Raw genomic sequence first — 26,918 nt, forward strand, 5'->3', positions numbered from 1 at the left:
GCGGGGCGGGCGGTCGCATGTCCCGCACGCATCGGCTGCGCGGTGCATCTCGCGTTCGGTCGCGTCTGCGCGGGCGGTGATGCGCGGCTCGGCGCATGGCGACGGGATCAACGAATCCTGACCCCCTTGCGCCCCGGCTCGATGACGTCCCGCCGTCCGCGCGGCATTCAATGTTGGTACGATCGCGCGTATCGTTCACGCCGGCGTCGCTCGCCGCCGGTTCATCGGCCGCGCGGCTACCCGGTACCGCAGTAGCGCGGCCACGTTCGGGAGAAGCGGTTCATGCTGCAGGCATTCGCGGTCTTGCTGACCTTCCAGTGTCTCGGGGAAGGCGTGTCCTATCTGTTCGGCCTGCCGGTGCCGGGCCCCGTGATCGGCATGCTGCTGCTGTTCGGCTTCGTGATGCTGCGCCCGCGGGCGGCCGACGCGATCGAGCCGACCGCGCTCGAGCTGCTGCGCCATCTGTCGCTGCTGTTCGTGCCGGCCGGCGTCGGCATCATGGTGTCGGCCGACCGCGTGCGCGGCGATGCGCTCGCGGTCGTCGTCGCGCTGGCGGTGAGCACGTCGCTCGCGATCGCCGTGACGGCGCTCGTCACGCGCGCGTTGCTGCGCCGCCAGCGGCGCGGGCACGGCGCGGCGGAGGGCACGCCGTGACAGCCTTCCCGAAACTCGGCGCGATCTGGGTCTACCTCGCCGCGACCCCGCTGCTCGGCCTGACGATCACGCTGATCGCCTACCTGATTGCCCAGGCCGTCTATGCACGCGCGCGCTTCAACCCGCTCGCGAACCCGGTGCTGATCGCGGTCGCGCTGATCGTCGTGCTGCTGACGATCACGCACACGCCGTATCCGACGTATTTCGAGGGCGCGCAGTTCGTCCACTTCCTGCTCGGCCCGGCGACCGTCGCGCTGGCGCTGCCGTTGTACCGCCAGTGGTCGAAGCTGCGGCGCAGCGCGGTGCCGCTGCTCGTCGGGCTGCTGGCGGGCTCGCTGACCGCGATCGTGTCGGCGGTGGGCATCGCCGCGCTGTTCGGCGCGTCGCACCAGACGATCGCGTCGCTCGCGCCGAAATCCGCGACCACGCCGATCGCGATGGCCGTCGCGCAGGCGATCGGCGGGATTCCATCGCTGACTGCGGTGCTGGTGATCTCGACCGGGATTTTCGGCGCCGTGTGCGCACGCGCGATCCTGAACGCGCTGCGTATCGAGGAGCCGGCCGTGCGCGGTTTCGCGCTCGGCGTCGCATCGCACGGGATCGGCACCGCGCGCGCGTTCCAGGTCAGCGAGGAGGCCGGCGCGTTCGCCGGCCTCGGGATGGGGCTGAACGGCGTGCTGACCGCGTTCATCGTGCCGATCCTGCTGCCGGTGTTGTCGCGCTGGATCTGAGCGGCGGCGCGCGCCGGCCGCGCGCGAGGCTATCGGTTTCCCTGATGGCCGCGTGCGCCGCCCCGGCCGGCGGGCGCCTGCCGCGCACGTATCGCTGCCGTTATCAGGAGAATTCAGGAACCGGCACGGACATTCGTGCGACGATCGGCTAACGTTGCATCGGCGCCGTCGTCGCACGCCGACACCCGTCGCGTGCGTGCCGGCGTTCGACCCACATCCAACAATCGACAAGGAGAACCGGCGATGACGAAGTTTCGCGTGGTTTCGGTGGCAGTGGCAGTAACGGCGTCGTTCGGTCTGCTGTTGACCGCGGCGCCGGCGGCATACGCGCAGGATCCGGCGTCCGCGCCGACGCAGAAGCAGCTCGACAAGGCGCAGAAGAAGGCCGCCCGCAAGGCCGCCCGCGCGCGCCATGCGAAGGACCTGAACGCGATCGGCACGGGCAGCGGCTACCGGCTGACCAACGACCAGAGCAACTATCCGCAGAACGCGGTGGAAAAGGCGCCCGCGACGAAGGCGGCGCCGGCGCCCGCTCCCGCTCCTGCCGCGCCGGCATCGGGCCAGTAACGGCCGGCGTTCGCGCAATGACGAACGGCGCCGGTTCGACCGGCGCCGTTCGTTCGTGTGCGTGCCGCGCAGGCGACACACGCCGCGGTCCCGGGCCTGCCGGGGCCGGCGGCGCCCGCGTTACGACGCGAGCTTCACGGCCAGTTCCGCGACGTGCTTGCCCTGGTAGCGCGCGATGTCGAGCTCGTTCGCGCTCGGCTGACGGCTGCCGTCCGCGCCCGCGAGCGTGGTCGCGCCGTACGGCGTGCCGCCCGTGATCTCGCTCATGTTGACGAGCCCGCTGCATGCGTAGGGCACGCCCACGATCACCATCCCCTGGTGCAGCAGCGTCGTGTGGAACGACGTGATGGTCGTTTCCTGGCCGCCGTGCTGCGTGCCGGTCGACGCGAACACGCTGCCGATCTTGCCGACGAGCGCGCCCTTCATCCACAGGCCGCCGGTCTGGTCGAGGAACGTGCGCATCTGGCCGGCCATGTTGCCGAAGCGGGTCGGCGTGCCGAAGATGATCGCGTCGTAGTTCGGGAGCTCGTCCACGGTGGCGACGGGCGCGGCCTGGTCGACCTTCACGCCGATGGCCTTCGCCTGGTCGGCGGGGATGGTTTCCGGCACGCGCTTGAGCGTGACCTCGACGCCGGGCACCGATTTCGCGCCTTCCGCGATGTGCTGCGCCATCGTTTCGACGTGCCCGTAGGACGAGTAGTAAAGAACGAGTACCTTGGCCATGATGCGAATCTCCGATTGATAAGGTAAGGCCCCGCGGTCAGCGGGGCCTGGTTTTCCGAACGGGCGTCACGCCCACTCGGCCGTCACTTCGACCGGGCGCAGGTCGAATACCAGCACCTCGGCATCCTTGCCGTCGGCGAACGTCAGCGTCTGTTCGTCGCGGATGCGTGCGCCGTCACCTTCGCCGAGCGTCACGCCGTTGACCGTCACGCTGCCACGTGCGACATGCACGTAGGCGAAGCGGCCCGGTGCCAGTTCGAGCGTGGCGCGCTCGTCGCCGTCGAACAGGCCTGCGTAGATCCGCGTGTCCTGGCGGATCTTCAGCGAACCGCCGTTACCGTCGGGCGACACGATCGGCGTGAGCCTGCCGCGCTTGTCGGCCTCCGCGACATTCGTCTGCTGATAGCGCGGCTCGGCACCCTTCTCGGACGGTCCGACCCAGATCTGCAGGAAGTGGACGGGCGTCTCGTGCGAGTGGTTGAACTCGCTGTGACGCACGCCGGTACCCGCGCTCATCAACTGAACGTCGCCCGGCACGATCACCGACCCGGTGCCCATCGAATCCTTGTGCTCCAGCGCACCGTCGAGCACGTACGACAGGATTTCCATGTCGCGGTGCGGGTGCGTGCCGAAGCCGCGGCCCGGTGCGACGCGGTCGTCGTTGATCACCAGCAGGTCGGAGAAGCCGACTTGCTTCGGATCGTAGTAGTTCGCGAACGAAAACGTGTGACGGGAGCTGAGCCAGCCATGTTCGGCGTGGCCACGTTGGTTTGCTGCACGAGTCTCGATCATGATTTTGTCCTGGAAGTCGCCGGACCTCGAAAGTGGGCCCGGCCGTTCGTTGAGATGAATCTTAGGTCAATCGATTTGACAAATAAATGGTTGTAGGGATAATGACTGTCACTTTCGGGTGGACAATATGGAACTCAACGACCTCAGGATCTTCGTGTCGACCGTCGACGCGGGCAGTTTCACGGCGGCGGCCGATCAACTGATGCTGTCCAAGCAATTCGTGAGCCGGCGCACGATGGCGCTGGAGGCGTCGCTCGGCGTGCGCCTCCTGCATCGCAACACGCGCAATCTCGCGGTCACGGAATCGGGGCAGGAGTTCTATGCGCGCGCGCAGCGCATCCTCGCCGAGGTCGCCGACGCCGAGCAGGCGATGTCGGTGCGCAGCACCGAACTGCATGGCTCGCTGAAGATCAGCGCGCCGCTGTCGTTCGGGATCACGCACGTGTCGCCGCTGATCGCCGAATTCCTGGCCGCGCATCCGGCCGTGCGGCTGAACCTCGACCTGACCGACCGGCGCGTCGATCTCATTGGCGAGGGCTTCGACCTCGTGCTGCGGATCGGCGCGCTCGAGGATTCGACGCTGATCGCGCGCCCGCTCGGTGCGTGGAAGATGATCGCGTGCGCGAGCCCCGCTTACCTGAAGCGGCAGGGCACGCCCGACACGCCGGCCGATCTCGCCGCGCACACGTGCCTGCTGTACGGCCGCGAGCGGCGCGTCGGCTGGGAATTCCGGATCGACGGCGCGGCGCGCACGTTCGACGTGCAGGGGCCGCTCGTCGCGAACAACGGCGAAGTCGTGCGCGACGCGGCGATCGCGGGGCTCGGCATCGCGCTGCTGCCGCATTTCATCGTCGGCGCGGCGCTCGACAGCGGCGCGCTCGTGCCGGTGCTCGACGCGTACGCGCCGTCGCCGATCACGCTGAACGCGGTGTTTCCGCAGCATCGGGAAGGGTTCGTCACGCTGCGCACGTTCATCGGATTTCTGGCGGAACGGTTGGGCGCGCGCAGGTAGAGAGCAGGGGACGCGATTGATCGGCGGCGCGCATTCGCGTTAGGCTTCGACGGGGCCGACGGTCCGCAGTGCATGCCGGGCCGGGCGTTTTTACCTCACATCGCATCGAGCACGTAGCTTCTACTCGCTGCGATCCACGACGAGTCCAATGACAATGAAAAACCGATCGAATGCTCGCGCCGGCGAGCGAGGGCAAACCGTAATGCACGGCCGGCATGCGCGGCGCGCGGACCTGCGATCCGCGATCATATTGGCAGTACTGACGATAGCGCCGATGGCCGCGCACGCGGCCGGCTTCGACTGCACGAAAGCCGCTTCGCCGACCGAGAAGGCGATCTGCGCGGATCCCGCGCTGTCGTCGCTCGACGGCCAGCTGGCCGCCGCGTGGAAGAAGGCGCTCGCGAAAGGCGGCGATACGGCCGCGCTGAAGGCCGCGCAGTTGCAATGGCTGAAGCAACGCGACCGCTGTGGTGCTGGCGTGTTGTGCGTCGGCGATCGCTATCGCGAGCGGCTTGCGAGCCTGAACGGTGCGCCGCTTGCAGCCGACCGGTGGCAGCAGACGTGGTATCGCGACAGCGACACCCCGTCGTTCGGCGGCGTGCTGACGTTCACCGGCACGGCGCCGCGCCTGCACTTCGAACTGAGCGGCAACAACGGTGCGAATACCGGCGGGCTCAGCGGCGATATCGAACTGCACGGCGACCGCGGCACGTTTCGCCAGGATCAATGCCGACTCGATTTCAGCCGAAAGGGTGGACGCATGCAGGTCGCGCAGCAGGGCAGCGATGCCGATTGCGGCGCCGGTTCCGGCGTCACGTATGCGGGCGACTACGTGACGGCATCGGAGGCGCAGGCGCGTCCGCGGGCGGATCTCGTGACCCTGAAGGTGCTGACCGACGCGCGGCAGAACGCGGTCGCGCACAAGCTGCTCGGCGCCGACTATCAGACGCTCGTCGACATGATCAACGTCAGCGCGGACGAGAAGGATCTCGACGGCCTGAACGCCAACGTGACGTCGTACTGGGTGCGTGGCATCGCGACGACGAACGCCGCGATCATGATGCAACGGGGTACCGACCTGTGGATCGGGCTGCTCGTGTTCGATGCGCATGACAAGGTGCGGATGCGCTACTACTCGAACGTGCCGGCGTGGAAAAAGACGGTGCCGAAGACCATTCGCGCGTGGCATGACAAGCTCGACAAGACGCTTCCGGTCGATGTGATGTGATTCGGCGGGACGGCGGCCAACAGGCGTGTCGGCTGTCTGTTGGTAAATCGAGTTTTTGTTTTTTTTATGGCTTTCTGGTCCATTCGGTTTTCCCGAGTGGCAATTGAATTTGTCCCGCGAAACATGTCGCCGGCAGCCGCAGAGGGCATCCTGATCGGACGACGGTGGATGGTGGGGGCAATATGACGGTGCGTCCATGACGGTGCGTCCGAAATCGTCATACTATTGCGCTCGAAATCCTTCTCCGGAGCTTTCTGCAATGTCCTCGCCCATCGACGTTCACTTCTTCCGCGTCCTTGCGGACAGCTATCAGCGACTGCTCCACAAGTCGCTCGTTCCTGCCGGGATGGGCACGTCCGAAGCCGCGACATGGCTGTACGAGGAAGCGCCTTTCGGGATTCTCGCGCATGGTGTAGCGGTCGATCCCGTGTTCGTCTACGGCAACAAGCGCGCGCAGGCCATTTTCGGCTATGACTGGGATGAATTGACCGCACTGCCTTCACGGTTCTCGGCGGAGCCGATGGAGCGGAGTGAACGCCAGTCGTTTCTCGAGCAAGTCGCGCGAGACGGTTTCGTGTCGGGATATCGCGGGATACGCATCACCAAGTCCGGCACACGCTTCTGGATCGATCACGCGACGGTGTGGCAACTTACCGATTCCGCCGGGAATCACTGCGGTCAGGCAGCGATGATTCCGGAAGTGCGCGCCATTGGGTAGTTTTCGCGACGCCGACGCGAGTGCCGAACCTGGGCCAGTGTGGTGCTTTGATCGACATCGTGGATTACCACGTGAGACACGGCCTTGCGCATTAACGTGACCAAGCAAGCTGAAGACGCGGTTTTCGTCATATGAATTCGCGCCGAATCACCTATATTGAGCGTTCGGCAATCGAGGGCCGAGTCTTCTCCGCGCTCGCGTTGGAAAAGAGCCCACGTCCGCGGCGGAGCGTGTTGCCGATCACTGATCATTACGAGGAGTGGCAAGCATGGGATCGTCTCTGCAGGGCATTGCGTTCAGGTCGGTGTACAACAAAAAGTGGATATCGCTGGTTACTAGCTTCTACGGTCGAGATTGTTACGTGGCGTGCAAAGACACCCCGGATGTGTTCTGCATGTTCACCATGAATCCGACGATGGGCGTATTTAGCGATGTGGAGGGCAACTGGATCATGCAAAGCCTGGACGATCCGACGAAATTGATCCCATATTCGGCCGTTGAGCCGCCGGATGACAATACCCTCAATCACGCGCGCTTCTTATTTACCAAGACCGAGCTCGGCCAGGGCACGCAGGTATCGATTGTTACGCTGGATAAGGCCAGGACCTGGGTGGTCGACGACAACGGCACCGACCAAGGCGTGCTGAGCCTGGCCACCGCTTATACGTTGGATTACGTCGGTGACGAAGTCGACGGCAAACTGACGTTCGAGTACTGGGACAGCGTGCTTTCGCCGTGGCCGCCCGCCTGAGGGCGATCGGGCCGCCAGACTGCCGCTCGCGCACGCTGCCGGAGTGACGCAGATCGCGGCGCGCGGAGGCGACCGGCTAGCGGCCAGCACCGTAGTGCTAGCTTCGCTGAGCGGTGCTGCGAAATGGCCCGTACCACCTACGTATCTCACAACCCGGCTTCCGCCGGGTTTTTCATGGTCGACGCCGGCTTGCACTAAGGGGCCAGAAATGCTGCATCTGATAACGCCTCATGGCGGATCCGTCGAAGCCGTGTGACCCGTGGGCGATACCAAAATTTGGTATATGGTGATGCCACCATGAGGAGGTGCACGATGGCACGGAACACTTCAATCTCGCTGGGAGACCACCTCACGCAGTTTGTCGACATGCAGGTCGCGTCCGGTCGCTATGGCTCGGCCAGCGACGTGGTGCGGGCGGGGCTGCGCCTGCTCGAAACGCAGGAAACCGAGTTGCGGGCCCTACAGGAGGCCTTGAAGGCCGGCGAGGCCTCGGGCGAGCCGACTGCCTTTGACAGCCAGGCGTTCTTGGAGCGGATGCGGAAAAAGCATGCCGATTGAGGCGCGTCTGGTGTGGCTGACGCCGCTGGCGAGGCCGATCTCGAGGACATCTGGACCTACACCTTCGAACGCTGGTCGCTTGAGCAGGCCGAGCACTATGTGGGCGAGCTGGCCTCGGCGTTCGAGCGTCTCGCGCGGCGCGAGTGGAGAGGGCGACCGAGTCGTGCGGGCCACGGCTATTGGCGCTATATGGTCGGTTCCCACGTGGTGTTCTATCGGGAAACGGCCGACAGCCTGGACGTGATTCGGGTATTGCATCAACGCATGGACGTGGACCGGCACCTGTAGAGGACGCCGTGCCGGTCCCCGATACGATGACGCCGCAGGTTATTCATATTCAAACCTGGGACGCCCCGCGAGTCTTTTCAGCAAAACTCCCGTGCAGTCGTCGGCAGCGCCCCGAGAAGTTCGGTCCGGTCGACGAGCTTGCTAGCAATCAGATGCCGCACTTTACTTTCGGCCTCCCATACGCCATAGACGGCGAGCAGCGCAGCGCCGAGCGCTTCCTTCCGAAACTTCTCCAGCAGACCGGGCCAGAGGATCACGTTCATCTGGTCAGTCTCGTCCTCGAGCGTCATCAACAGCACGCCGTTCGCCGTGCCCGGCCGCTGCCGTACCGCGACCAGTCCGCAAGCGCGCGAGCTGGCCGCTACGCAACGGCTGCAGCTGCTCGGCCGACTGTAGGCGATCGAGAGCCAGCCGATCGCGCAACGCGCCAGCGGATGCCGGTCGAGGGTAAAGACCATCGCGCGACAGTCGGTGACAATCTCCTTGCCCTCCGAATGCTTGCGACAGCGCCGGCACCGCGTCGTCTCGCTCGGTGCCGCGCAGTAGATTTGCGATGCTCCCTCGGCCGCATACGCCACGTTTGTTACGTGACAATTGTCCACTGCAAGGGGACAACGAATCTTGTTTCGACGGATTGATGATTTTCGGTGAGACAGTAGACTGCACCCGTGCTTCGCCAGAACCGATCCGCAGCGTGCCAAGACGGCGCGACCGGACGGGTTCTTCGGCAACGGGCCGACCGGCCCGCGGTTCGATCGTGCGAGGCGGGTTCGTTGTCGATCTTTGGGTTCGCCGTTGCGGCGGCCGTCGGCACCGAATGCGTCAAACCATTCATTCAAGGTGATTGCTATGCGTTACGTTTCGCTGGATTCGAAGAAGGACGAGCTGCTGCTGGCGGGTCGCGTGCTGATGATGACCCTGTTCGTGCTGTTCGGCTGGCAGAAGCTGAACGGCTTCTCGGGCACGGTCGCGTACATGGCGTCGACGGGGGCGCCGTCGCCCGAGCTGTCGGCGGTGATCGCGGTGGCGGTCGAGCTGGTCGGCGGCGCGCTGATCGCGGTCGGCTTCTACACGCGTCCCCTCGCGCTGGTGTTCGCGGTCTATACGCTCGCAACCGCGTTGATCGGGCATCGCTACTGGGCACTGCAGGGCATGGACCAGTACCTCGCGATGATCAACTTCTACAAGAACATCAGCATCATCGGCGGCCTGCTGTTGCTCGCGGTCACCGGGCCGGGGCGGTATTCGTTCGACCGGAAGTAAGCGGGCGCGAGACTTCGTGCCGCACGACAGGCCCGGTGCGCGCAATCGCGCACCGGGCCTCGTTTCATCACGCGCACGTCGTCGACGTGCGACCGAAATCGACATCGGTGCCGGTTCTCGTATAGATTGAGGCCCCTGATCCCTTTCGTCGTTGGCTACCGTGTCGCATCCGACCATCCTTCTCATCGGCGCGTCCGGCCTGCTCGGCCGTGCGGTTGCCGCTTCGCTGTCCCGCGATTTGTCGCTGACGCAGGTCGCCACCATCCGGAACCCGGACACCGCGGGCGCACGCCGCCTCGCGTTGCCGCCGGACAACGTCGCGCGGCTCGACGTCCTCGATCAGCCGGCGCTCGAACACCTGTTCGACACCCGGCGACCGGCCGCCGTGATCATCTGCGCCGCCGAGCGGCGCCCGGACGTCTGCGAACGCGACCCCGCGGCCGCACGCGCGATCAACGTCGACGCGCCGGCCCGCATCGGCGCGCTCGCCGCGCGCTACGGCGCGTGGACGCTCGGCATTTCCACCGACTACGTATTCGACGGCAAGGACGCGCCGTACCGCGAAGACGCCGCGCCGAACCCGTTGAACATCTACGGCCGCACCAAGCTGGAAGGCGAGGCCGCGTTGCTCGCCGCGTCGCCGCTTGCCTGCGTGCTGCGCCTGCCGTTGCTCTACGGCCCGATCGTCGACTGGCGCGAGTCGGCCGTCACGAGCCTCGTGCCGGCGATCGTCGCGTCCGCACGACCGGGCGCGGACGCGGTCGGCATGGACGCGTGGGCGATCCGCTATCCGACCTACACGCCCGACGTCGCCGAGGTCATCCGCGACCTGACGCTGCGCCATCTCGCGGGTTCGACCGTCACCGGCATCCGGCATTGGTCGGCCGAGGAACCGATGACGAAGTACGACATCGCGCAGCGGATCGCGGCCGCGCTCGGCATCGACGCCGCGCTCGCGCGGATCGACACGCCGGCCGATGCGACGCCGCGTCCGTACGATTGCCATCTGGATGCGGCGCGCGTGCGCGCACTCGGGATCGCGCATGCGACGCCGTTCGCGACCGGGCTGCAAGCCGTGTTGCGGGACGCGCCGCCGCTGCCGTAAGTCCGAAACGCCCGGTTCGCCGATGCGCTGACGCATTCGAACAACGCACGAGAGCAAGAGAGCGAGACCGGGTCCATGCCGACACGTCTTCGTACCGACGTACCGGACTCGATCGCGCACGCGACCTCCGCGACGATGTTGAGCGGCATGGCAGGCGTCCGCGTGTCGCCGACACCGTTCGGCGAGTTTTTCGCGCGACGGGCATGAGCGCCGCGCGACCCGCCATTTGACACCCCGCGCGCGCGGCCATTAAAGTCGCGTCGCGGGGCGGTGGGTCAAGCACACCCCCGGAACAGGCAGCCGATGTTCCAGGACCACGGGGCTACCCCGTGGATGAGACCGACACTCCGATGCGTCGCAAGAGCGCAGGTTGCGCGTTGCGCAACGACTGCTCTCGCAGCACCTGTCACGTTGACTCATCGTCCCGCCCATTCCTTGCCATGCACGCATCCCGGTTCGATACAGCCCGCACGATTGCCGAAGCGATGCTGGCCGGCCCGCCCGAACGTGGCGGCATGCTCGAGCGCATCGCGACCGTGCTCGGCGCCGCACCGTCGTGGTCGCACGAGCTCGTGGATCACGCGATCGCGCACTTCGGCACGCACTGGGCCGACGTCGATACCGATCTGCTCGCCAGCGCGCTGGCCGATACGTCGGCGTTCATGATCGCGTGGTACGGCCGTGATCGGCCGGTCGTGATGCGCATCGTGCGCCGGCCGCCGGTGCAGCGCCCATTGCCGGTGCAGCGCCCATTGCCGGCGCGGCTCGCCGGCGCCGACGTGCCGCAATGGCCGACGTGCGGCGACCTGGCACGCTGGCTCGGCGTCAGTGCGCCCGAGCTCGACTGGCTGTCCGAGCGCTGGCGCGTCGACGCGCGCGGGAGCGACTCGCCGCTGCATCACTACACGTACACCGGCTACGACAAGCGTCGCGGCGGCTGCCGCCTGATCGAGATCCCGAAGGGCCGGCTGCGCGAAGCGCAGCGCCGCATCCTGCACGGTCTGCTCGATCGCATCCCGCCGCACGACGCGGCGCACGGCTTTCGCAAGGGACGCGGGATCGTGTCGTTCGCGGCCCCGCATGCGGATCGCGACGTCGTCGTGCGCTTCGATCTCGCGGATTTCTTCGTGTCGGTGCGCGCGGCGCGGGTGCATGCGTTGTTCGTGACGCTCGGCTATCCGGCGGAAGTCGCGCGCACGCTGACCGCGCTGTGCACCAACCGCGTGCCGTCGGCGCGGCTGCTCGCGCCCGACCTGCGTGACCGATTTGACTGGACCGGCCGCCAGCGCTACCGCAACCGCCACCTGCCGCAGGGCGCGCCGACTTCGCCGGCGTTGGCGAACCTGTGCGCGTTCCGCCTCGACATGCGGCTCGCCGGGCTCGCGCGTTCGCTCGACGCGACCTACACGCGCTATGCGGACGATCTCGCGTTCTCGGGCGGCGGCGCCCTTGCCCGCGAGGCCGGGCGGCTGCAGGCGCGGGTCGCCGCGATCGCGCTCGAGGAAGGCTTCGCGCTGCAGCTGCGCAAGACGCGCGTGATGCGGCGCGGCGTGCGGCAGCAACTGGCTGGCGTGGTCGTCAATCGCCATCCGAATCTGGCGCGCGACGAGTTCGATGTCCTGAAGGCCATCCTGACCAACTGCATCCGCCACGGACCGGCGTCGCAGAATCGTGCCGCGCACCCGGATTTCCGCGCATACCTGGCCGGACGCGTCGCCCATGCACGCGCGCTGAACGCCGCGCGCGGCGCGAAGCTGCATGCGCTGTTCGCCCGGATCGCGTGGGACGGGTGCGGCTTCGGCGCGTAATCGCCGCGCCGGCGTCGACGCGTGCGGTCCGGCGAAGCCCCGGGCTGCGCCGGACCGCAAAAGTCCTCAAACACGAGGGATCGGCACTGCTATCATTCGCGCCATGCTGCCGCGCCCGTGCAAGGGGGCGGCGCCGGTGGCGAGGAGGTCGCCACCAAGGCGGCGCGCCGCGCGTTCGAGCGCGACGCGCCCCGTGTTGCGTGCCGATGCCATGCGGCTTTCGACGATCGCATTGCCTGCAGCATACTGCGAAAGCCTTGCAGGTCCGGGCGAATTCACACATCGCAACACAGATTGGCGGAACTTCGTGATAGGTTCGGCCATCGGAGGTTTTTTGAATAAAAACATACCCAAAGAGGATGAATACATGACCCAGGCCCTGCAGGAACTCGAAGCACAACTTCGGGACCTGAACATCAAGTTGTCGGATGCCAAGCAGAAGGAGAAGCAAGCCGCACTCGCGGCATTCAAGGAGCAGGTCGAGTTGTTGGGCATCACGCAGCAGGAAGTGCTGAGCGCCCTCGGCTACATCGTCCAGCGAAAACGCAAGGCGCCTGCCAAGTATTACGATCCGACGACCGGCCGCTCATGGTCCGGCCGCGGCCCGCGACCCAAATGGCTCGAAGGCAAGGATCTCGACACGCTGCTCGTCGACCGCGAGGCCCGAACCTGGTGGCCCGGGGACGACCAGGGCTGATGCCGCAGCGGCACCGCCGCGGTGCCGTTCGACCCGCGCCGGCGGCGACGCCGGCCGCGCCACACCCGCTTCATCCCGTTCTTCGGTGTCCCGCCTGATGGCGGGATCGCCGGCTCCGATACCTTTCAAATTCATTACCGCCGCCGCCCGTTCCGTTCCCGGAAGCGGGCGCGCGCGGCGCTTTCTGCGTGCGCATTGTTCGTCAACGGGATGGTCGGCGGCTACGGGGCGCTGATGTCCGACGGCTATCCGACCGCCGCGCGGGCGACCGCGCAGAACGTGCTGGGAATATCGGACGCGCGGTCGGCGGATTCGGGCCGGTGGCGGTCGGCGCGCTGGCCGCGCGCTATTCGTTCCAGACGGCGATCGCGCTGCTCGCCGGCCTCTACATGCTCGACATGGTCGCGACGCTGTTCCTGATCCCCGAGCTCAAGGGCGTCGAACGCGAATGACGATGCGGGGCCGGGTGCGCGGGCATCGTTACGCGCTCCGGCTCTTGGGATTCCCGATCATTCTCGCGGCCGGGTCATACGCAGCGGATAGAGGCATGTGCATCCGCTCGAGCGGACGGTCGGCCGGACCTGACGCTGAACGCCCCCGACGCCCGCGCTGACCGACGTGCCTTCCCAGTCGCGCATGGGCACGAATATCATGATCCATCTCGTCGACGGCGTATGGCACCAGAGTTGGGTGCAGACCAATACGCTATCGTTCGCGCAGCGCGTGTTGCCGCGCGGCGTCGAGTTGGTGCGGCATGGCGGCCCGCTGAGCCAGCGGCTCGACGGGCTGGGCGTGTCCACCGTCGCGCGGTTCGACGTGGTCAAGGATGCGCAGCTCATGCTGAACCTGCCGACGCCATTGAAGGCGTTCGATGAGCGCGGCTGCCGTTAGCCACCCCTTTCAGAGGAAGCATCGATGACCCAGCTGACCCATGATCTCGATCTCGTCGTATTCGGTGCCACCAGCTTCGTCGGGCAGATCCTGACGCGCTACCTGTCCGAATACCTGTCGGGCAGCGGCGAAACGCTGCGCTGGGCGATTGCCGGCCGCTCCGACGCGAAGCTCCGGCACGTCAGGGAGGCACTCGGCGCCGCATGGCAGACGCTGCCGATCATCGTCGCCGATGCGGCCGACGACATGCAATTGCAGGCGTTGTGCGCGCGCACGCGCGTCGTCGTGTCGACCGTCGGTCCGTACGCGCTGTATGGCGAACCGCTGGTCCGGATATGCGCGCAAACCGGTACGGACTACTGCGATCTCACCGGCGAGACACAGTGGATCAAGCGGATGATCGAACGGTACGAGCCGACAGCCCGGCAATCGGGCGCGCGCATCGTGCATTGCTGCGGTTTCGATTCGGTGCCGTCGGATATCGGCGTGCTGTTCCTGCAGCAGCACGCACGGCGGCAGTGGGGCGTGCCGGCCACGCACGTGAAGATGCGCGTGAAGACGCTGAAGGGCGGCGCGTCGGGCGGAACGGTCGCGAGCGTGATCAACGTCGTGCGCGAAGCCGCGGCCGATCCCGCGTTGCGCCGCGAACTGCTCGATCCGTATGCGCTGTGCCCAGCGGATCATCGCTTCACGGTGCGGCAGCACGCGGTCCGCTCGGCGGAATTCGATCGCGACAGCGGCACGTGGATCGCGCCGTTCGTGATGGCGGCCATCAACGAGCGCGTCGTGCATCGCTCGAACGCGCTCGCCGGCGACGCATACGGAACCCGATTCGCCTATGACGAGGCGGTCATCACGGGCACGGGCCTGAAGGGCCGTCTCGCCGCGCTAACGATGGTGGCCGGCCTCGGCGCGTTCATGGCGGGCGTGCTCATCCCGCCAGTGCGCGGCCTGATGGAGCGCTTCCTGCTGCCGAAGCCCGGCGAGGGGCCGAGCGTCGCCGCGCAGCTGGCCGGCCGCTACGATCTGCGCTTCTTCGGGCGCGCCGACGACGGGCGGACGCTGCGCGTGAAAGTCACCGGCGATCGCGATCCCGGATACGGCTCGACGGGCAAGATGCTCGGGCATGCGGCGCTCAGCCTTGCGCTGGATTGCAGCCGCGACGGTGCGAAGACCGGGCGCGGCGGAGGTTTCTGGACGCCCGCGACGATGTTCGATGAGCGCTTCATTGAACGCCTCGAGCGGCATGCCGGCTTGCGTTTCGCACTGCTGCCGGATGCGTGAGCGGAGCGCGCGGCGTGTGCAGTGCGATCGTTCGTGCGCGCTGTGCAGAATGCATCGGCGTCCGGATGGATCAGCCGCGCATTTCCGAACGCATGAGCTGTGACGACCATCCGCAGCAGCACCGCACGATGATGCCGCCCGACTGGTTCGACCCGCCGCGCAGCGATCTTCATCCCGCGCGGCATCTACGCCCGCTGGAATCGGATGTGTGCGCCGCCACGCCGCTGCACGCGTCGCCGTCCGAACCCGCCCCCGCGCGCGGCGTCTTGCCGGTCCAGCGTCGATACGCATGGCGGAAGCTGCGCGGTTCGCTGTAGCCGAGCCGCTCCGCGATCGCGGCCACGCTCAGCGTCGGCTCGTCGAGCAGCCGCACCGCCTCCTGACGACGCACGTCGTCCAGTAGCGACTGAAACGTGATGCCGTCCTTCTCGAGCCGGCGGCGCAACGTGCGCTCGGTCAGATGCAGCGCGTTCGCGAGCGACGTCATCGACTTGAAGCGCATGAGGTCGCGCGCCATCAATTCCTTCGCGCGGTCGGCGAAGCGCGTGCCGATCGACGCCGCCCACTGTCGCTCGAGCGCTTCGCATTGACCGTGCAGCGCATTGAAGCTGACTTCGTTCGCGAGCCGCGGGACCTCGGTGCCGTTCACGCTCGTGAACACGAGCCGGTTCTCGCCGGCATTGAACGCCACCGGGCAGCCGAAGTGATGCGCGTAGTCCGCACCGTTGCGCGGCGCGCGGCGCGCGAGATGCAACCGGGCGGGCCACACCGGCTTGCCGACCAGATCGGACACGATCAGCCGCAGGCTCGACAGGCACATGTCGGTCTGGAACACCTCGATGTCGGGTTCGCCGTTGTACCGATCGATCGTCACGCTCATGCCTTGCGCATGCGCGTGCACGCGCACGTCGAAATACAAGCCCATGAACAATGGAAACTGGCTCATGCACCGGAACGCCTGCATCACGGAGCCGCTGATCAGCATCGCGTAGCCGGCGAGGCCGAGCGTCGACACATGGAGCCGCGCGCCGATCGACAGGCCGATCGACGGCAAGCCGGTGCAGCGCAGCAGATTGCGGAAGCAGCGCTGCTCCTGGCCGCGATTCACGTGCAGGCTCGGCGACGCGACTTCGGCCGCGCCGAGGCCGGTTCCTTCGAGCAGCACCGCGCCATCGATATGTCGGACGCGGCACTCGTCGAGCGCGGCCGCGATCGCGTGCACGGTGGCGGGAATGTCCTCCTGGCGGCCGGCGGGACGCGCGAGGCCGAGCGCCGAACGCAGGCTGCGTTCGGCGCGGCTTTGAGGTCGATGGGACTTGCTGTCCATGGTGCGAGGGCGACGACGGGTTCGCATAGAACATAGCGGGAATGCCCGCGAAACGCCAGCGGGCCTTCCCCGCTCCCGACACGCCGCCGGTCGCACGTCCGCAAATATCCCCCGATTACGTCCGCTTTTCTCATTCGTCGTCGATTTTTTGGCGCACCACACTCGTTTCCGAATCGCGCAATGCCTGCGATGCCCGCATTGCCGACGACACGAGTGTTGACGTCATGGACGACATCCACGCGAGGACAGCATGAAAGACACGAGGCCGGAGCAGCGCGCGCCCAGCGCCGCGACAGACGATGTGCAAACGCATGCGAGCGGGCACGCCCAGGCGGGACCACGCAGCGCGCATTCGCTCGGGTTGTTCACGCTGGTGATCTTCGGTCTCGCGTACATGCTGCCGATGACGGTGTTCACGACTTACGGGATCGTCACGCGCGAGACCAACGGCCATCTGACGATCGCGTATGCGGTCACGCTGGTCGCGATGCTGCTGACCGCGCACAGCTACGGCCACATGGCGCGGCTGATGCCGAGCGCCGGTTCCGCTTATACGTTCGCGAGCCGCAACTTCGGCACGTCGGCCGGCTTCATGGTCGGCTGGGCGCTGCTGATGGACTACCTGTTCATCCCGATGATCAGCTACCTCGCGATCGGAATCTACATGAAGCAGCTCTTTCCGGCGGTGCCGGCCAGCGTGTGGATCGTCGGCAGCATCGCGCTGATTACCGGGCTGAACATCGTCGGCATCCGGCTCGTCAATCGCGTGAACTTGATCCTGATCGCGAGCCAGCTCGTGTTCATCGCGGTGTTCGTCGCGGCGGCCGCGCACGTCGCGGCCGGCGAGGGGCTGACGACGACGCTCGCGCTGCCATCGTCGGGCGACGCGCGCGCGATCCTCGCCGGGTCCGCGATCCTGTGCCTGTCGTTCCTTGGCTTCGACGCGGTGTCGACGCTGTCGGAGGAAACGCACGAGCCGCGCCGTACGGTGCCGCGCGCGATCCTGCTCTGCACGCTCGCGAGCGGCCTGCTGTTCATGCTGATTGCGTATGCGGGGCAGGTGGTGTTTCCGGACTGGCATGCATTCAGGGATCTCGATTCGGCGAGCCTCGAACTGATGCGACGCATCGGCGGCGGCACGCTGTCGGCGTTCTTCGTCGCGGTGTACGTGGCCGGCTGTTTCGCGAGCGCGATGGCCGGCCAGGCGAGCGTGACGCGCGTGCTGTTCGCGATGGGCCGCGACCGGGTGCTGCCCGAGCGTGTGTTCGGCCACCTGCATGCGCGGCTGTGCACGCCGGTGCGCGCGACGCTCGCGGTCGGCGCCGTGTCGTTGTCCGCGCTGTTCATCACGCTCGATCTCGCGTCGACGATGATCAGCTTCGGCGCGCTCGTCGCGTTCGCGGTCGTGAACCTGTGCGTGATGCGCAGCTACCTCGGTCGCCCGGAACACCGCCGCTTCGCGTGCTGGATCAAGTTCGGCGTGGTGCCCGCGCTCGGCTTCGCGATGAACGTATGGCTGTGGTCGGGCCTGTCGCGCCAGACCTTCTACGTCGGCCTCGGCTGGCTCGCGCTCGGGCTTTGCCAGCTGCTGTGGCTCACGCGCGGTTTCACGCGTCCGGCGCCGACGCTGTCGATGAACTGAATGACCAGCCGGCGGCGTGCGGTCGCCGGTGTCGCAACGCAAAAAGGAGGAGTGACCCATGAACGGTGTTGACGTCAATCTCGATGCGGACCTGCAAGCGCTCGGCAAGCGCCACCTGCTGATGCACTTCACACACGCCGATGCCTATCGCGAGCAGGCGCTGACGGTGTTCGACCGCGGCGAAGGCTGCTGGCTCGTCGATCGCAGCGGCAAGCGTTACTTCGACGCGCTGGCCGGGCTGTACTGCGTGCAGGTCGGCTACAGCCACGGCGCGGAGATCGGCGACGCGATCCGCGAGCAGATGGTGCGGCTGCCGTTCGCGACCAACTGGGGCTACGGCCACGAACCGGCAATCCGTCTCGCGCACAAGCTCGCGGCGCTCGCGCCGGACGGCCTGAATCGCGTGTTCTTCACGTCGAGCGGCTCGGAGTCGAACGAGTCGGCGATCAAACTGGTGCGCCAGTATCACCAGGCGCGCGGCGAGCCGCAGCGGCGCAAGTTCATCGCGCGGCGCGTCGCGTATCACGGCACGTCGTTCGGCGCACTCGCGCTGAACGGGATGACAAACTTCCGCAAGCATTTCGAGCCGCTGATGGCGGGCGTGCGGCACGTGAGCAACACGAAGCGCTACGGGCGACCGGAGGGCGAGACGGAAGCGCAGTTCACGCGCCACCTGCTCGACGAGATCGAATCGCTGATCGTGCAGGAAGGGCCGGACACCGTCGCCGCGATCGTCGTCGAGCCGCTGCAGAACGCGGGCGGCAGCCTGACGCCGCCGGCCGGTTATGCGCAAGGGTTGCGCGCGCTGTGCGACCGGCACGGCGTGCTGCTCGTCGCGGACGAGGTGATCTGCGGCTTCGGGCGTCTCGGCGAATGGTTCGGGTCGACGCGTTACGGGCTGAAGCCGGACATCATCACGTTCGCGAAAGGCATCGCGTCGGGCTACGTGCCGCTCGGCGGCGTGATCGCGAGCGACACGGTGGTCGATACGGTGCTCGCGGGCCCGCAGCAGATGTTCCTGCACGGTGCGACCTACGGCGGTCATCCGGTCGCCTGCACGGCCGCGCTCGCGAACCTGGCGATCATGGAGCGCGAAGGCGTGCTCGCGAACGTCCGCGACAACCAGGCGGTGTTGCGCCAGAGGCTCGAGGGGCTGCTCGAGCTGCCGTGCGTCGGCGACGTGCGCGGCGACGGCTACCACTACTCGCTCGAACTCGTGACCGACAAGGCCGCGCGCCGCTGGGCGGCCGGCATCGGCGCGCAGGCCTTCGTGTCGACGCTGCTCGCGCCCGCGATCTTCGAAGCGGGGCTGCTGTGCCGCGCGGGCGTCGATCACGAAGGCACGCCGATCGTGCAGTTCTCGCCGCCGCTCGTGATGTCGCGCGACGAGATCGTGTGGTTCGTCGCGCAGATCCGCGACATCCTCGTCGATACCTACGCGCGTGCGACGCGCTGAGCACGGCACGGGCATTCGTTATCCCAGGAGCATTCGATGCGAACCTCGCAACAGAGCTATATCGCCGGGCAGTGGGTCGACCCGGCCGACGCGCGCGCGATCGACGTGATCGATCCGGCGACCGCCAGACCATATGCGCGTCTCGCGATCGGCGGGCCGGCCGACGTCGACCGGGCGGTCAGCGCGGCGAAGCAGGCCTTCGATACGTACTCGCGCTGGACGGTCGACGAGCGTGTCGCGCTGCTGCGGCGCGTGCTCGAGATCTACCAGCGCCGCTACGACGAAGTCGCGCACACGATCAGCCAGGAGATGGGTGCGCCGATCGCGTTCGCACGCGCGATGCAGGCCGCGGTCGGCACCGCGCATCTCGAACAGACGATCCGTGCGCTGCAGGCGTTCCGGTTCAGCACGCAGACCGATTCGCTGCTCGTGTCGCACGAGCCGATCGGCGTGTGCGCGCTGATCACGCCGTGGAACTGGCCGATCAACCAGATCGTCTGCAAGGTCGCGCCGGCGCTCGCGGCCGGCTGCACGATGGTGCTCAAGCCGAGCGAGATCGCGCCGTTCAGCGCGGTCCTGTTCGCGGAGATCCTGCACGAAGCCGGCGTGCCGCCGGGCGTGTTCAATCTCGTGCACGGTTACGGGCATGAAGTGGGCGACGCGCTGTCGCGGCATCCGGATGTCGACATGGTGTCGTTCACCGGGTCGACGCGTGCGGGCGTCGAGGTCGCGAAGGCGGCCGCCGACACGGTGAAGCGCGTGCACCAGGAGCTCGGCAGCAAGAGCCCGAATCTGATCCTGCCCGACGCCGACATCGACGATGCGGTCGCGCGCGGCGTGTGCAGCTGTTTCAGCAACAGCGGCCAGTCGTGCAATGCGCCGACGCGGATGTTCGTGCATGTCGACCAGCTGGCCGCGGCCGAGGCGGCGGCGCGTGCCGAGGCGGCGCGCACGGTTGTCGGCGATCCGCGGTCGCCGGAAACGGACATCGGGCCGGTGGTCAGCCGCACGCAGTTCGACCGCATCCAGCACTTCATCCGGCTTGGGATCGAAGAAGGCGCGACGCTCGTCGCCGGCGGCCCCGGGCGGCCAGAGGGGCTCGCTGACGGCTTCTACGTGCGGCCGACGGTGTTCTCGAACGTCACGCCGGACATGACGATCGCGCGCGAGGAGATCTTCGGGCCGGTGCTCGCGATCATGACCTACCGCACCGAGGACGAGGCCGTCGCGCTCGCGAACGATTCGGTCTACGGGCTCGCGGCCTATGTGCAGTCGAAGGATCTCGATCGCGCACGCAGGGTGGCGGCGCGGCTGCGGGTCGGCAATGTCCACATCAACTACCCGCCGTGGAACCCGGCCGCGCCGTTCGGCGGCTACAAGCGCTCGGGCAACGGCCGCGAGTATGCGGAGTTCGGGCTCGTCGAATACCTGGAGACGAAGGGGACGACGGGGTACGCGTGAGCGTGCGGGAGATGACGATCCCGGCCGCCCGGGGAAAGCGAGGCACGGATGCGTACTCGCCGGTGTCGACGCCGCTCGCGGCGTCCGGCCGTCACGGCCATGACAACCGTAACGACCCGGAGCCGCCTCGGCATCCGCGACGCGGCTGACGATCCCGTGCGCGGCGCAGCACGCGGCGTCGAGCCGACGCCGCGCCCGCGGGCAATCAGTCGTCGTCGGGATCCGGTGCGCCCGCATCGGGTCCCGCAACGGCCGCGGCGGCCCGCCTGCGGATCTCGGAATCGAGGATCAACCGCCCGCGCAGCTTGCCCTTCATCCGCTTCACATGCTTGGGTGCCTCGGTCATGTGCTCGACCATCAGCGCCCGGACGCGTTCGGCATCCCGCTCGCGCGCGGCCTGCAGGATCGCCTTGTGGATCGACACGTTCGCTTCGCCGAAGCGCTTGTGCTCCACGAGCGGCGTATCGTTCCGGAACTCGATCAGCTGCCGGATCATCTCGTTGATCAGCTCGCAGCTGAAGCGCAGGAATGGGTTCGGGTTCGCGGCCGCGAGGATGTCGTGGAACGTCGTGTCCTCCTGCCGCTGGCGCAGCATATGGCCGCGGTCGTGCACGCCCGACGCGCCGTCGCAGCACGCGATGTTCGCCTCCAGCGCCGCGAAGTCGCGCTCGGTCAGGTGCGGCACGGCACCGGCCGCCAGCTCGGGTTCGAGCAGCTTGCGCACGGTGTAGATGTCGTCGATCGTCACGTCCTTGAAGAACAAGTAGTTCTGCAGGAGCTGCAGCGTGCGGTCGAGCGGCACCTCGACGACCATCCCGCCGCCCGACGGCCCGGTCGTGACCTTGATGAGCCCCTGCACCTCGAGCGACTTCAACGCCTCGCGGATCGTGCTCTTGCTCACGGCGTAGAGCTGCTGCAGCTCGGCTTCGCGCGGCAGGCGGTCGCCCGGCTTCAGGTCCTTCTCGGTGATCAGCCGCTTGATCTCCTCGGCGACGAGGTCGGCCCGCTTCGGCTGCTTGATTTCGACCGCGAGGCCCGCCCTGGCTCGGTCCATGACCATCTTCACGACTCCTTTGTCTGACTGCGCGCCGCGTCATCGTCGACGATCCGTTCCGGCGCGGGTACGGAATTTTGCCTGATTGACACCAATTTTGATCAACTTTAGCATCAGGTTCATTCTATTTATCATGATAAATAGGATCAACCGGCGGCGCGCATCCTGCAGGGCGTGGGCACGGTTTGGCAGTCGGTCGCATCGCGTGTGTCCCCCTTTATCAGGAGCGTCAACTTGAATCGCCGAGAACTGTTGAAACTGGCCGCGCTGTCGGCCGTGCCGGGTGCGCTCGGCAGCATGTCGTCCCGTGCCGCGTTCGCGCAGGGTTCATCCATCCAGCTGGCGTGTCCGGTGCCGATGTCGGGGCCGTTCGCCGCCAACGGCAAGTACGCCGATCTCGGCATGAAGCTCGTCGTCCAGCAGTACGGCAAGGTGCTCGGCGCGCCGCTCGCCTACACGGCGCTCGACACCGAGGGCAAGCCCGCGACCGCCGTGCGGCGCGTGCAGGAGATCGCGCAGCAGAAGGGCGTGCGTTTCTTCGCGGGCGGCATCCTGTCGTCCGAATCGCTGGCGATGGGCAAGGAAGTCCAGAAGGCGGGCGGCGTGTTCATCACGACGGCCGGCGCGGACGAGATCACCGGCAAGGATTGCAATGCCGCGACGTTCCGCTGGTCGGTGCCGACCTTCGGCGCGATCGAGCAGACGGTGCGCCCGTTGACCCAGATGCTGCCGAAGGCGAAGCGCTGGTACACGATCACGCCGCAATACGTGTTCGGCGACGGCCTGCTGTCGGCTGCGAAGGCGATCTTCAAGGAGAAGGGCATCGAGCATGTCGGCAACAGCTACCACTCGCTCGCCGAGAAGGAGTTCAGCGGCTACCTGACGAACGCGGCGGCCGCGCAGCCGGACGTGCTCCTGATCCTGAATTTCGGCTCGCAATCGTCGGACACGCTGCGTCAGGCCGTCAGCTTCGGGATGAAGCGCAACTGCACGATCCTGCTCGCGTGGGCGTCCGGCCTCGAGCAGTTCGAGGCGCTCGGGCCCGACATCTGCGACGGCGTGTATTTCGGCGCGCAGTACTGGCACGACATCGATTCGCCGCTGAACCGCGACCTCGTGAAGCGCGCGAACGCCACGTTCAAGGCGAACCCGAACTACAGCCTCGCGGGTTCGTACATCTGCTCGAAGATCCTGGTCGACGCGATGGTGAAGGCCGGCAGCGCCGATCCGAAGAAGGTCGTCGCGGCGATGGAGGGCATGAAGTACGACGGCCTCACGGGCCCGGAGGAAATCCGCAAGGGCGACCACCAGGTGCTGAAGAACTACTACCTGCTGAAGGGCAAGCCGAAGAGCCGGATGAAGAACGCGGACGACTACGCCGACATCGTCAGCTCGGGCCAGTCGTTCCTGCCGATCGACAAGACGAACTGCAAGCTCGCGTGACGCAGTGCATGCGCCCGCGGCCGTCGTGCGCCGCGGGCGTCCGTTACCTTCCTTTCTGACACGGAAGCCATGAACGTCTATCTGCTGCAGATCGTTAACGGCATCGGCGTGGGCATGCTGTATTTCCTGCTCGCCGTCGGCCTGTCGATCGTGTTCGGCCTGCTGCGCTTCGTGAATTTCGCTCACGGCGCGTTCTACCTGCTCGGCGCCTATCTCTGCTACCAGGCGCTGCAATGGTCGGCGAATTTCTGGGTCGCGCTCGCGGTCGTGCCGCTCGTCGTCGGCGCGTTCGCGTGGGGCGTCGAAAAGCTCGTGCTGCGTCACGTGTACGCGCAGCAGCACGAATTCCACATCCTGGCGACGGTCGGGCTCGCGCTCGTGCTGCAGGAATGCGCGATCCTCGCCTGGGGCCCGCTCGGCGACAACGTGCCGCCGCCCGACGCGCTGAACGGCGTCGTGATCTGGGGCGGCTTCGTCTACCCGAAATACCGGCTGTTCGTGATCGCGTTCACGGCCGTGCTCGCCGCGTTGCTGTGGTGGGTGCTCGAAGGCACGCGGCTCGGCAGCACGGTGCGCGCGGGCAGCGAATCGTCGGAGATGGTGTCGCTGCTCGGCATCAACGTGACGCGCGTGTTCAGCCTCGTGTTCGCGCTCGGCGCGGCGACGGCGGCACTCGCAGGCGTGCTCGCCGCGCCGATCCGCGGCGTCGACCCGTTCATGGGCATCGAGGCGCTCGGCATCGCGTTCGTCGTGGTCGTCGTCGGCGGGATGGGGAATTTTCTCGGGGCGCTCGTCGGCGGGCTGCTGGTCGGCATCGTGCAGAGCCTGATGAGCACGCTGTGGCCGGAAGGTGCGCGGCTGATGATCTATGTCGCAATGGCGGCCGTGCTGCTGCTGCGTCCGAACGGGTTGCTGGGGAGGGCCGCATGATCGAATCGTCGAAACCGCTGCCGCCCGGGACGGCGGCCACGTCACGCCCGCAGCCGTGGCGCGGCGCGCTGCAGCGGCCGGAAGGCTGGCTCGCGGTGGCCGTCGTGTGCGTGCTGCCGGTCGCACTGACCTCGGGCTCGCTCGCGACCGAAGTGCTGGTGTTCGCGCTCGCCGCGCTCGGCTGCAACCTGCTGCTCGGCTACACGGGGCTGCTGTCGTTCGGGCAGGGCATCTTCTTCGGGCTCGGCAGCTACGCGGCGGGGCTGGTGCTGACGCACGGCGTCGCGTCGGTGACCGCCGCGCTGGTCGCCGCCACCGTGCTCGGTGCCGTCGCGGCCGCGCTCGTCGGCTGGTTCTCGATCCGGCAGCGCGGCACTTACTTCGTGATGCTGACGCTCGCGTTCGGACAGCTGTTCTACTTTCTCGCCTACACGACGCCGGGCCTCACGGGCGGCGACAACGGGCTGCTCGACATCCCGCGCCCCGTGCTGTCCGCATTCGGGCATCCGCTCGTTCCGCTCGATTCGCCGTGGCGCTACTACGGCTTCGTCGCGGTGCTGTTCGTCGTGGTGTTCTGGCTGCTGTTGCGCGTGTCGCGCTCGGTGTTCGGCCGCACGCTGCTCGCGATCCGCGACAACGAGGCGCGCGCGGCCGCGGCCGGCTACGACGTGAAGCGCTTCAAGCTCGCGGCGTTCGTGATCTCGGGGGCCGTCACGGGCCTCGCCGGTGCGCTGCACGCGTTGATGACGGGCATCGCGCCGTTGTCGAACATCGACTACCACACGAGCGAGATGATCCTCGTGATGACGGTGATCGGCGGCACGGGCAACCTGTTCGCGTCGGTGCTCGGCGCGGCGTTCTACGTGCTGTTCGCGGACTGGCTGTCGACGCTGTGGCCGCGCTGGCTGCTGCTGCTCGGCCTCGTGCTGATCGCGGTCAGCCTGTTCATGCAGCGCGGGTTGTGGGGATTGGGTGAACGTGTCGCGGCGTCGCTGCGGCGCGGCGGACGCACGGCAGCGACGACCGGGGAGCGGCAATGAGCGAAGCGATTCTCGAGGCGCGCGGCATCGTCAAGCGCTACGGCAAGTTCACGGCGCTGGGCGGTGTCGATCTGCGGATCATGCCGCGCACCGTGCATTCGGTGATCGGGCCGAACGGTGCGGGCAAGACGACGCTGTTCCATACGCTGACGGGCACGTTGCCGATCACGGCGGGCTCGATCCTGTTCGACGGTCACGACGTGTCGCGCGAACCCGACCACAAGCGCGTGCGGCGCGGCATCGCGCGCTCGTTCCAGGTGACGAGCCTGTTTCCGAACCTGAGCGTGCGCGAGAACCTGCGCGTCGCCGCGCAGGGCGTCGAATCGCGGCGTGCGCTGAATCCGTGGGCGCCGCCGCGCGGTGCGCTCGCGCACGACGGCATCGTCGACGACGTGCTCGAGCGGCTCGGCCTGCAGCGCTTCGCCGATACGGCGGCCGGCGTGCTGTCGCACGGCCAGCAGCGCCGGCTCGAGGTCGGGATGGCGCTGGCGGCGCGGCCGCGCGCGATCTTTCTCGACGAGCCGACGTCGGGCATGGGGATCGACGATCTCGACGACATGAAGGCGCTGATCCGTGGCCTGCGCGACGACTACACGGTCGTGCTGATCGAACACAACATGGGCATCGTGATGGACATCTCGGACACGATTACGGTGATGCAGCAGGGCCGCGTGCTGGTCGAAGGCAAGCCGGATGCGATTCGCGGCGACGAGCGCGTGCGCAGCGCGTATCTCGGCAACATGATCACGGGAGGCCGCGCATGATGCTCGACGTGAAGGAAGTCCATGCCTGCTACGGCAAGAGCCACATCCTGCAGGGCCTTTCGCTGAACGTGAACGAAGGCGAGACGGTGACGCTGCTCGGCCGCAACGGCGCGGGCAAGTCGACGACGCTCAAGACGATCGCCGGAGTCGTCGCGCCGACCGGCGGCACGGTGACGTTCGCGGGCCGGCCGGTGTCCGGGCAGCCCGCGCACCGGATCGCCGCGCGCGGCTTGTGCTTCGTGCCCGAGCATCGCGGGATTTTCCGGCTGCTGTCGGTCGAGGAGAACCTGCGGCTCGGCGCGCGCCGCGATTCGCCGTGGCAGCTCGACGACATCTACCGGATCTTCCCGCGCCTGAAGGAGCGCCGCCGCAACGGCGGCGCGCAGTTGTCGGGCGGCGAGCAGCAGATGCTCGCGATCGGCCGCGCGCTGATGAACCACCCGCGGCTGCTGATGCTCGACGAGCCGGTGGAGGGGCTCGCGCCGGTGATCGTCGAGGAGATCGTCGCGCAGCTGAAGCAGATCAAGGCAGCCGGCGTCGCGATCCTGCTCGTCGAACAGAACCTCGAAGTGTGCACGCAGCTCGCGGATCGCCACTTCGTGATCGAACAGGGCGTGATCGTCTACGAAGGCAGCAACGCGGCGTTCGCGGCCGATCACGAGGTGAAGGACCGTTACCTGGGCGTCGGCGTCGCGTAAGCGCCGCGCCCTTTCATTGCGAGGAATTCCATC

28 protein-coding genes and 3 pseudogenes are annotated in these 26,918 nt (G+C 67.2%); 25 read left to right on the forward strand and 6 right to left on the reverse strand.

All coding sequences use genetic code 11. From position 1 onward, the window contains the following. Positions 1-282 precede the first annotated feature (282 nt). The 3 genes from ACP26O_RS31730 (at position 283) to ACP26O_RS31740 (ending at position 1,952) form a co-directional block, all read left to right on the forward strand. Entirely contained in the window at positions 283-654 is a 372-nt protein-coding gene (locus ACP26O_RS31730) for a CidA/LrgA family protein (protein WP_175666344.1), read from the forward strand. Next, positions 651-1,385, forward strand: coding sequence for an LrgB family protein (locus tag ACP26O_RS31735; RefSeq protein ID WP_175666343.1), 735 nt, complete (start codon positions 651-653; stop codon positions 1,383-1,385). The genes ACP26O_RS31730 and ACP26O_RS31735 overlap by 4 nt, the downstream gene beginning before the upstream one ends. A 243-nt stretch (positions 1,386-1,628) precedes the next feature. Continuing rightward, the gene (locus ACP26O_RS31740) at positions 1,629-1,952 is read left to right on the forward strand and encodes a hypothetical protein (protein ID WP_011660954.1); all 324 of its coding nucleotides are present in this window, start codon (positions 1,629-1,631) and stop codon (positions 1,950-1,952) included. Between the two features lie 120 nt (positions 1,953-2,072). Here ACP26O_RS31740 and wrbA read toward each other — a convergent pair whose 3' ends face one another. After that, positions 2,073-2,675 (reverse strand): NAD(P)H:quinone oxidoreductase, encoded by a 603-nt coding sequence (gene wrbA, locus ACP26O_RS31745; protein ID WP_011660955.1) that lies wholly within the window; start codon positions 2,673-2,675, stop codon positions 2,073-2,075. A gap of 66 nt (positions 2,676-2,741) precedes the next feature. Next, positions 2,742-3,467: a pirin family protein gene (locus ACP26O_RS31750; protein ID WP_126224180.1), complete on the reverse strand. Its 726-nt coding sequence runs from the start codon at positions 3,465-3,467 to the stop codon at positions 2,742-2,744. 127 nt (positions 3,468-3,594) lie between these two features. Here ACP26O_RS31750 and ACP26O_RS31755 point away from each other — a divergent pair, with 127 nt between their 5' ends. The 6 genes from ACP26O_RS31755 to ACP26O_RS31780 all read left to right on the forward strand — a co-directional run bounded on the left by ACP26O_RS31755 (position 3,595) and on the right by ACP26O_RS31780 (position 8,022). Continuing rightward, positions 3,595-4,479: a LysR family transcriptional regulator gene (locus tag ACP26O_RS31755; RefSeq protein WP_175666342.1), complete on the forward strand. Its 885-nt coding sequence runs from the start codon at positions 3,595-3,597 to the stop codon at positions 4,477-4,479. A gap of 202 nt (positions 4,480-4,681) precedes the next feature. Continuing rightward, positions 4,682-5,707, forward strand: coding sequence for a lysozyme inhibitor LprI family protein (locus tag ACP26O_RS31760; RefSeq protein WP_175666341.1), 1,026 nt, complete (start codon positions 4,682-4,684; stop codon positions 5,705-5,707). Between the two features lie 259 nt (positions 5,708-5,966). Beyond that, the gene (locus ACP26O_RS31765; RefSeq protein ID WP_175666340.1) at positions 5,967-6,425 is read left to right on the forward strand and encodes an MEKHLA domain-containing protein; all 459 of its coding nucleotides are present in this window, start codon (positions 5,967-5,969) and stop codon (positions 6,423-6,425) included. A gap of 268 nt (positions 6,426-6,693) precedes the next feature. Next, entirely contained in the window at positions 6,694-7,176 is a 483-nt protein-coding gene (locus ACP26O_RS31770) for a hypothetical protein (RefSeq protein ID WP_175666339.1), read from the forward strand. A 312-nt stretch (positions 7,177-7,488) separates the two neighbouring features. Beyond that, positions 7,489-7,734, forward strand: coding sequence for a type II toxin-antitoxin system ParD family antitoxin (locus ACP26O_RS31775; RefSeq protein WP_165754271.1), 246 nt, complete (start codon positions 7,489-7,491; stop codon positions 7,732-7,734). A gap of 12 nt (positions 7,735-7,746) precedes the next feature. Continuing rightward, the gene (locus ACP26O_RS31780) at positions 7,747-8,022 is read left to right on the forward strand and encodes a type II toxin-antitoxin system RelE/ParE family toxin (RefSeq protein WP_244099086.1); all 276 of its coding nucleotides are present in this window, start codon (positions 7,747-7,749) and stop codon (positions 8,020-8,022) included. A gap of 77 nt (positions 8,023-8,099) precedes the next feature. Here the strand turns inward: ACP26O_RS31780 and ACP26O_RS31785 are convergent. Further along, positions 8,100-8,571, reverse strand: a pseudogene (locus ACP26O_RS31785) (error-prone DNA polymerase); the annotation flags it as partial. Between the two features lie 300 nt (positions 8,572-8,871). On the opposite strand from ACP26O_RS31785, the gene ACP26O_RS31790 reads away from it, so the two are divergent. From ACP26O_RS31790 to ACP26O_RS31800, 3 genes are all read left to right on the forward strand, one after another. Continuing rightward, entirely contained in the window at positions 8,872-9,285 is a 414-nt protein-coding gene (locus ACP26O_RS31790) for a DoxX family protein (protein ID WP_175666338.1), read from the forward strand. Between the two features lie 160 nt (positions 9,286-9,445). After that, a complete protein-coding gene (locus ACP26O_RS31795; RefSeq protein WP_175666337.1) occupies positions 9,446-10,390 on the forward strand; it encodes a dTDP-4-dehydrorhamnose reductase family protein in 945 nt (314 codons plus the stop codon). Between the two features lie 440 nt (positions 10,391-10,830). Further along, complete coding sequence (locus ACP26O_RS31800; RefSeq protein WP_175666336.1) at positions 10,831-12,198, forward strand: reverse transcriptase family protein; 1,368 nt, start codon at positions 10,831-10,833, stop codon at positions 12,196-12,198. A 66-nt stretch (positions 12,199-12,264) separates the two neighbouring features. On the opposite strand, the gene ACP26O_RS31805 is transcribed toward ACP26O_RS31800, so the two are convergent. After that, positions 12,265-12,567, reverse strand: coding sequence for a hypothetical protein (locus tag ACP26O_RS31805; RefSeq protein ID WP_146125631.1), 303 nt, complete (start codon positions 12,565-12,567; stop codon positions 12,265-12,267). On the opposite strand from ACP26O_RS31805, the gene ACP26O_RS31810 reads away from it, so the two are divergent. From ACP26O_RS31810 to ACP26O_RS31825, 4 genes and pseudogenes are all read left to right on the forward strand, one after another. Continuing rightward, entirely contained in the window at positions 12,566-12,895 is a 330-nt protein-coding gene (locus ACP26O_RS31810; RefSeq protein ID WP_006750598.1) for an H-NS family nucleoid-associated regulatory protein, read from the forward strand. The two genes, ACP26O_RS31805 and ACP26O_RS31810, sit on opposite strands and share 2 nt — an antisense overlap. Before the next feature lie 195 nt (positions 12,896-13,090). Beyond that, a pseudogene (locus ACP26O_RS31815) lies at positions 13,091-13,347 on the forward strand (MFS transporter); the annotation flags it as partial. Between the two features lie 114 nt (positions 13,348-13,461). Beyond that, positions 13,462-13,786, forward strand: a pseudogene (locus ACP26O_RS31820) (acetoacetate decarboxylase); the annotation flags it as partial. A 24-nt stretch (positions 13,787-13,810) separates the two neighbouring features. Then, a complete protein-coding gene (locus ACP26O_RS31825; RefSeq protein WP_426356411.1) occupies positions 13,811-15,070 on the forward strand; it encodes a saccharopine dehydrogenase family protein in 1,260 nt (419 codons plus the stop codon). A 169-nt stretch (positions 15,071-15,239) separates the two neighbouring features. On the opposite strand, the gene ACP26O_RS31830 is transcribed toward ACP26O_RS31825, so the two are convergent. Continuing rightward, positions 15,240-16,397, reverse strand: a complete 1,158-nt coding sequence (locus tag ACP26O_RS31830; RefSeq protein WP_175666334.1) for an AraC family transcriptional regulator — start codon at positions 16,395-16,397, stop codon at positions 15,240-15,242. Positions 16,398-16,438: 41 nt separating this feature from the next. Here ACP26O_RS31830 and ACP26O_RS31835 point away from each other — a divergent pair, with 41 nt between their 5' ends. The 4 genes from ACP26O_RS31835 to ACP26O_RS31850 are packed head-to-tail and all read left to right on the forward strand — an operon-like array spanning position 16,439 to position 20,956. Then, a complete protein-coding gene (locus ACP26O_RS31835) occupies positions 16,439-16,651 on the forward strand; it encodes a hypothetical protein (protein WP_175666333.1) in 213 nt (70 codons plus the stop codon). Continuing rightward, positions 16,648-18,039, forward strand: a complete 1,392-nt coding sequence (locus ACP26O_RS31840) for an APC family permease (RefSeq protein ID WP_175666332.1) — start codon at positions 16,648-16,650, stop codon at positions 18,037-18,039. The genes ACP26O_RS31835 and ACP26O_RS31840 overlap by 4 nt, the downstream gene beginning before the upstream one ends. 58 nt (positions 18,040-18,097) lie before the next feature. Then, positions 18,098-19,495, forward strand: a complete 1,398-nt coding sequence (locus ACP26O_RS31845; RefSeq protein ID WP_175666331.1) for an aspartate aminotransferase family protein — start codon at positions 18,098-18,100, stop codon at positions 19,493-19,495. Between the two features lie 36 nt (positions 19,496-19,531). Further along, on the forward strand, positions 19,532-20,956 hold the full coding sequence (locus tag ACP26O_RS31850) for an aldehyde dehydrogenase family protein (RefSeq protein ID WP_175666330.1): 1,425 nt from the start codon (positions 19,532-19,534) through the stop codon (positions 20,954-20,956). A 205-nt stretch (positions 20,957-21,161) separates the two neighbouring features. On the opposite strand, the gene ACP26O_RS31855 is transcribed toward ACP26O_RS31850, so the two are convergent. Further along, positions 21,162-22,016, reverse strand: coding sequence for a FadR/GntR family transcriptional regulator (locus tag ACP26O_RS31855; RefSeq protein ID WP_126224206.1), 855 nt, complete (start codon positions 22,014-22,016; stop codon positions 21,162-21,164). A 228-nt stretch (positions 22,017-22,244) separates the two neighbouring features. On the opposite strand from ACP26O_RS31855, the gene ACP26O_RS31860 reads away from it, so the two are divergent. The 5 genes from ACP26O_RS31860 (at position 22,245) to ACP26O_RS31880 (ending at position 26,885) form a co-directional block, all read left to right on the forward strand. Beyond that, complete coding sequence (locus ACP26O_RS31860) at positions 22,245-23,453, forward strand: ABC transporter substrate-binding protein (RefSeq protein ID WP_175666329.1); 1,209 nt, start codon at positions 22,245-22,247, stop codon at positions 23,451-23,453. 69 nt (positions 23,454-23,522) lie between these two features. Next, positions 23,523-24,383 carry a branched-chain amino acid ABC transporter permease gene (locus tag ACP26O_RS31865; protein WP_126224210.1) on the forward strand — a complete coding sequence of 287 codons (861 nt, stop codon included), beginning with the start codon at positions 23,523-23,525 and terminating at the stop codon, positions 24,381-24,383. After that, positions 24,380-25,423, forward strand: coding sequence for a branched-chain amino acid ABC transporter permease (locus ACP26O_RS31870; protein ID WP_175666328.1), 1,044 nt, complete (start codon positions 24,380-24,382; stop codon positions 25,421-25,423). Before ACP26O_RS31865 ends, ACP26O_RS31870 begins: the two co-directional genes overlap by 4 nt. Then, on the forward strand, positions 25,420-26,187 hold the full coding sequence (locus tag ACP26O_RS31875) for an ABC transporter ATP-binding protein (RefSeq protein WP_085040185.1): 768 nt from the start codon (positions 25,420-25,422) through the stop codon (positions 26,185-26,187). Before ACP26O_RS31870 ends, ACP26O_RS31875 begins: the two co-directional genes overlap by 4 nt. Further along, the gene (locus ACP26O_RS31880) at positions 26,184-26,885 is read left to right on the forward strand and encodes an ABC transporter ATP-binding protein (protein ID WP_175666327.1); all 702 of its coding nucleotides are present in this window, start codon (positions 26,184-26,186) and stop codon (positions 26,883-26,885) included. Before ACP26O_RS31875 ends, ACP26O_RS31880 begins: the two co-directional genes overlap by 4 nt. The last annotated feature ends 33 nt before the right edge of the window (positions 26,886-26,918 follow it).

Origin of the sequence: Burkholderia sp. R-40 (genome assembly GCF_049942845.1) — a bacterium.
Lineage (GTDB): Bacteria > Pseudomonadota > Gammaproteobacteria > Burkholderiales > Burkholderiaceae > Burkholderia > Burkholderia ambifaria.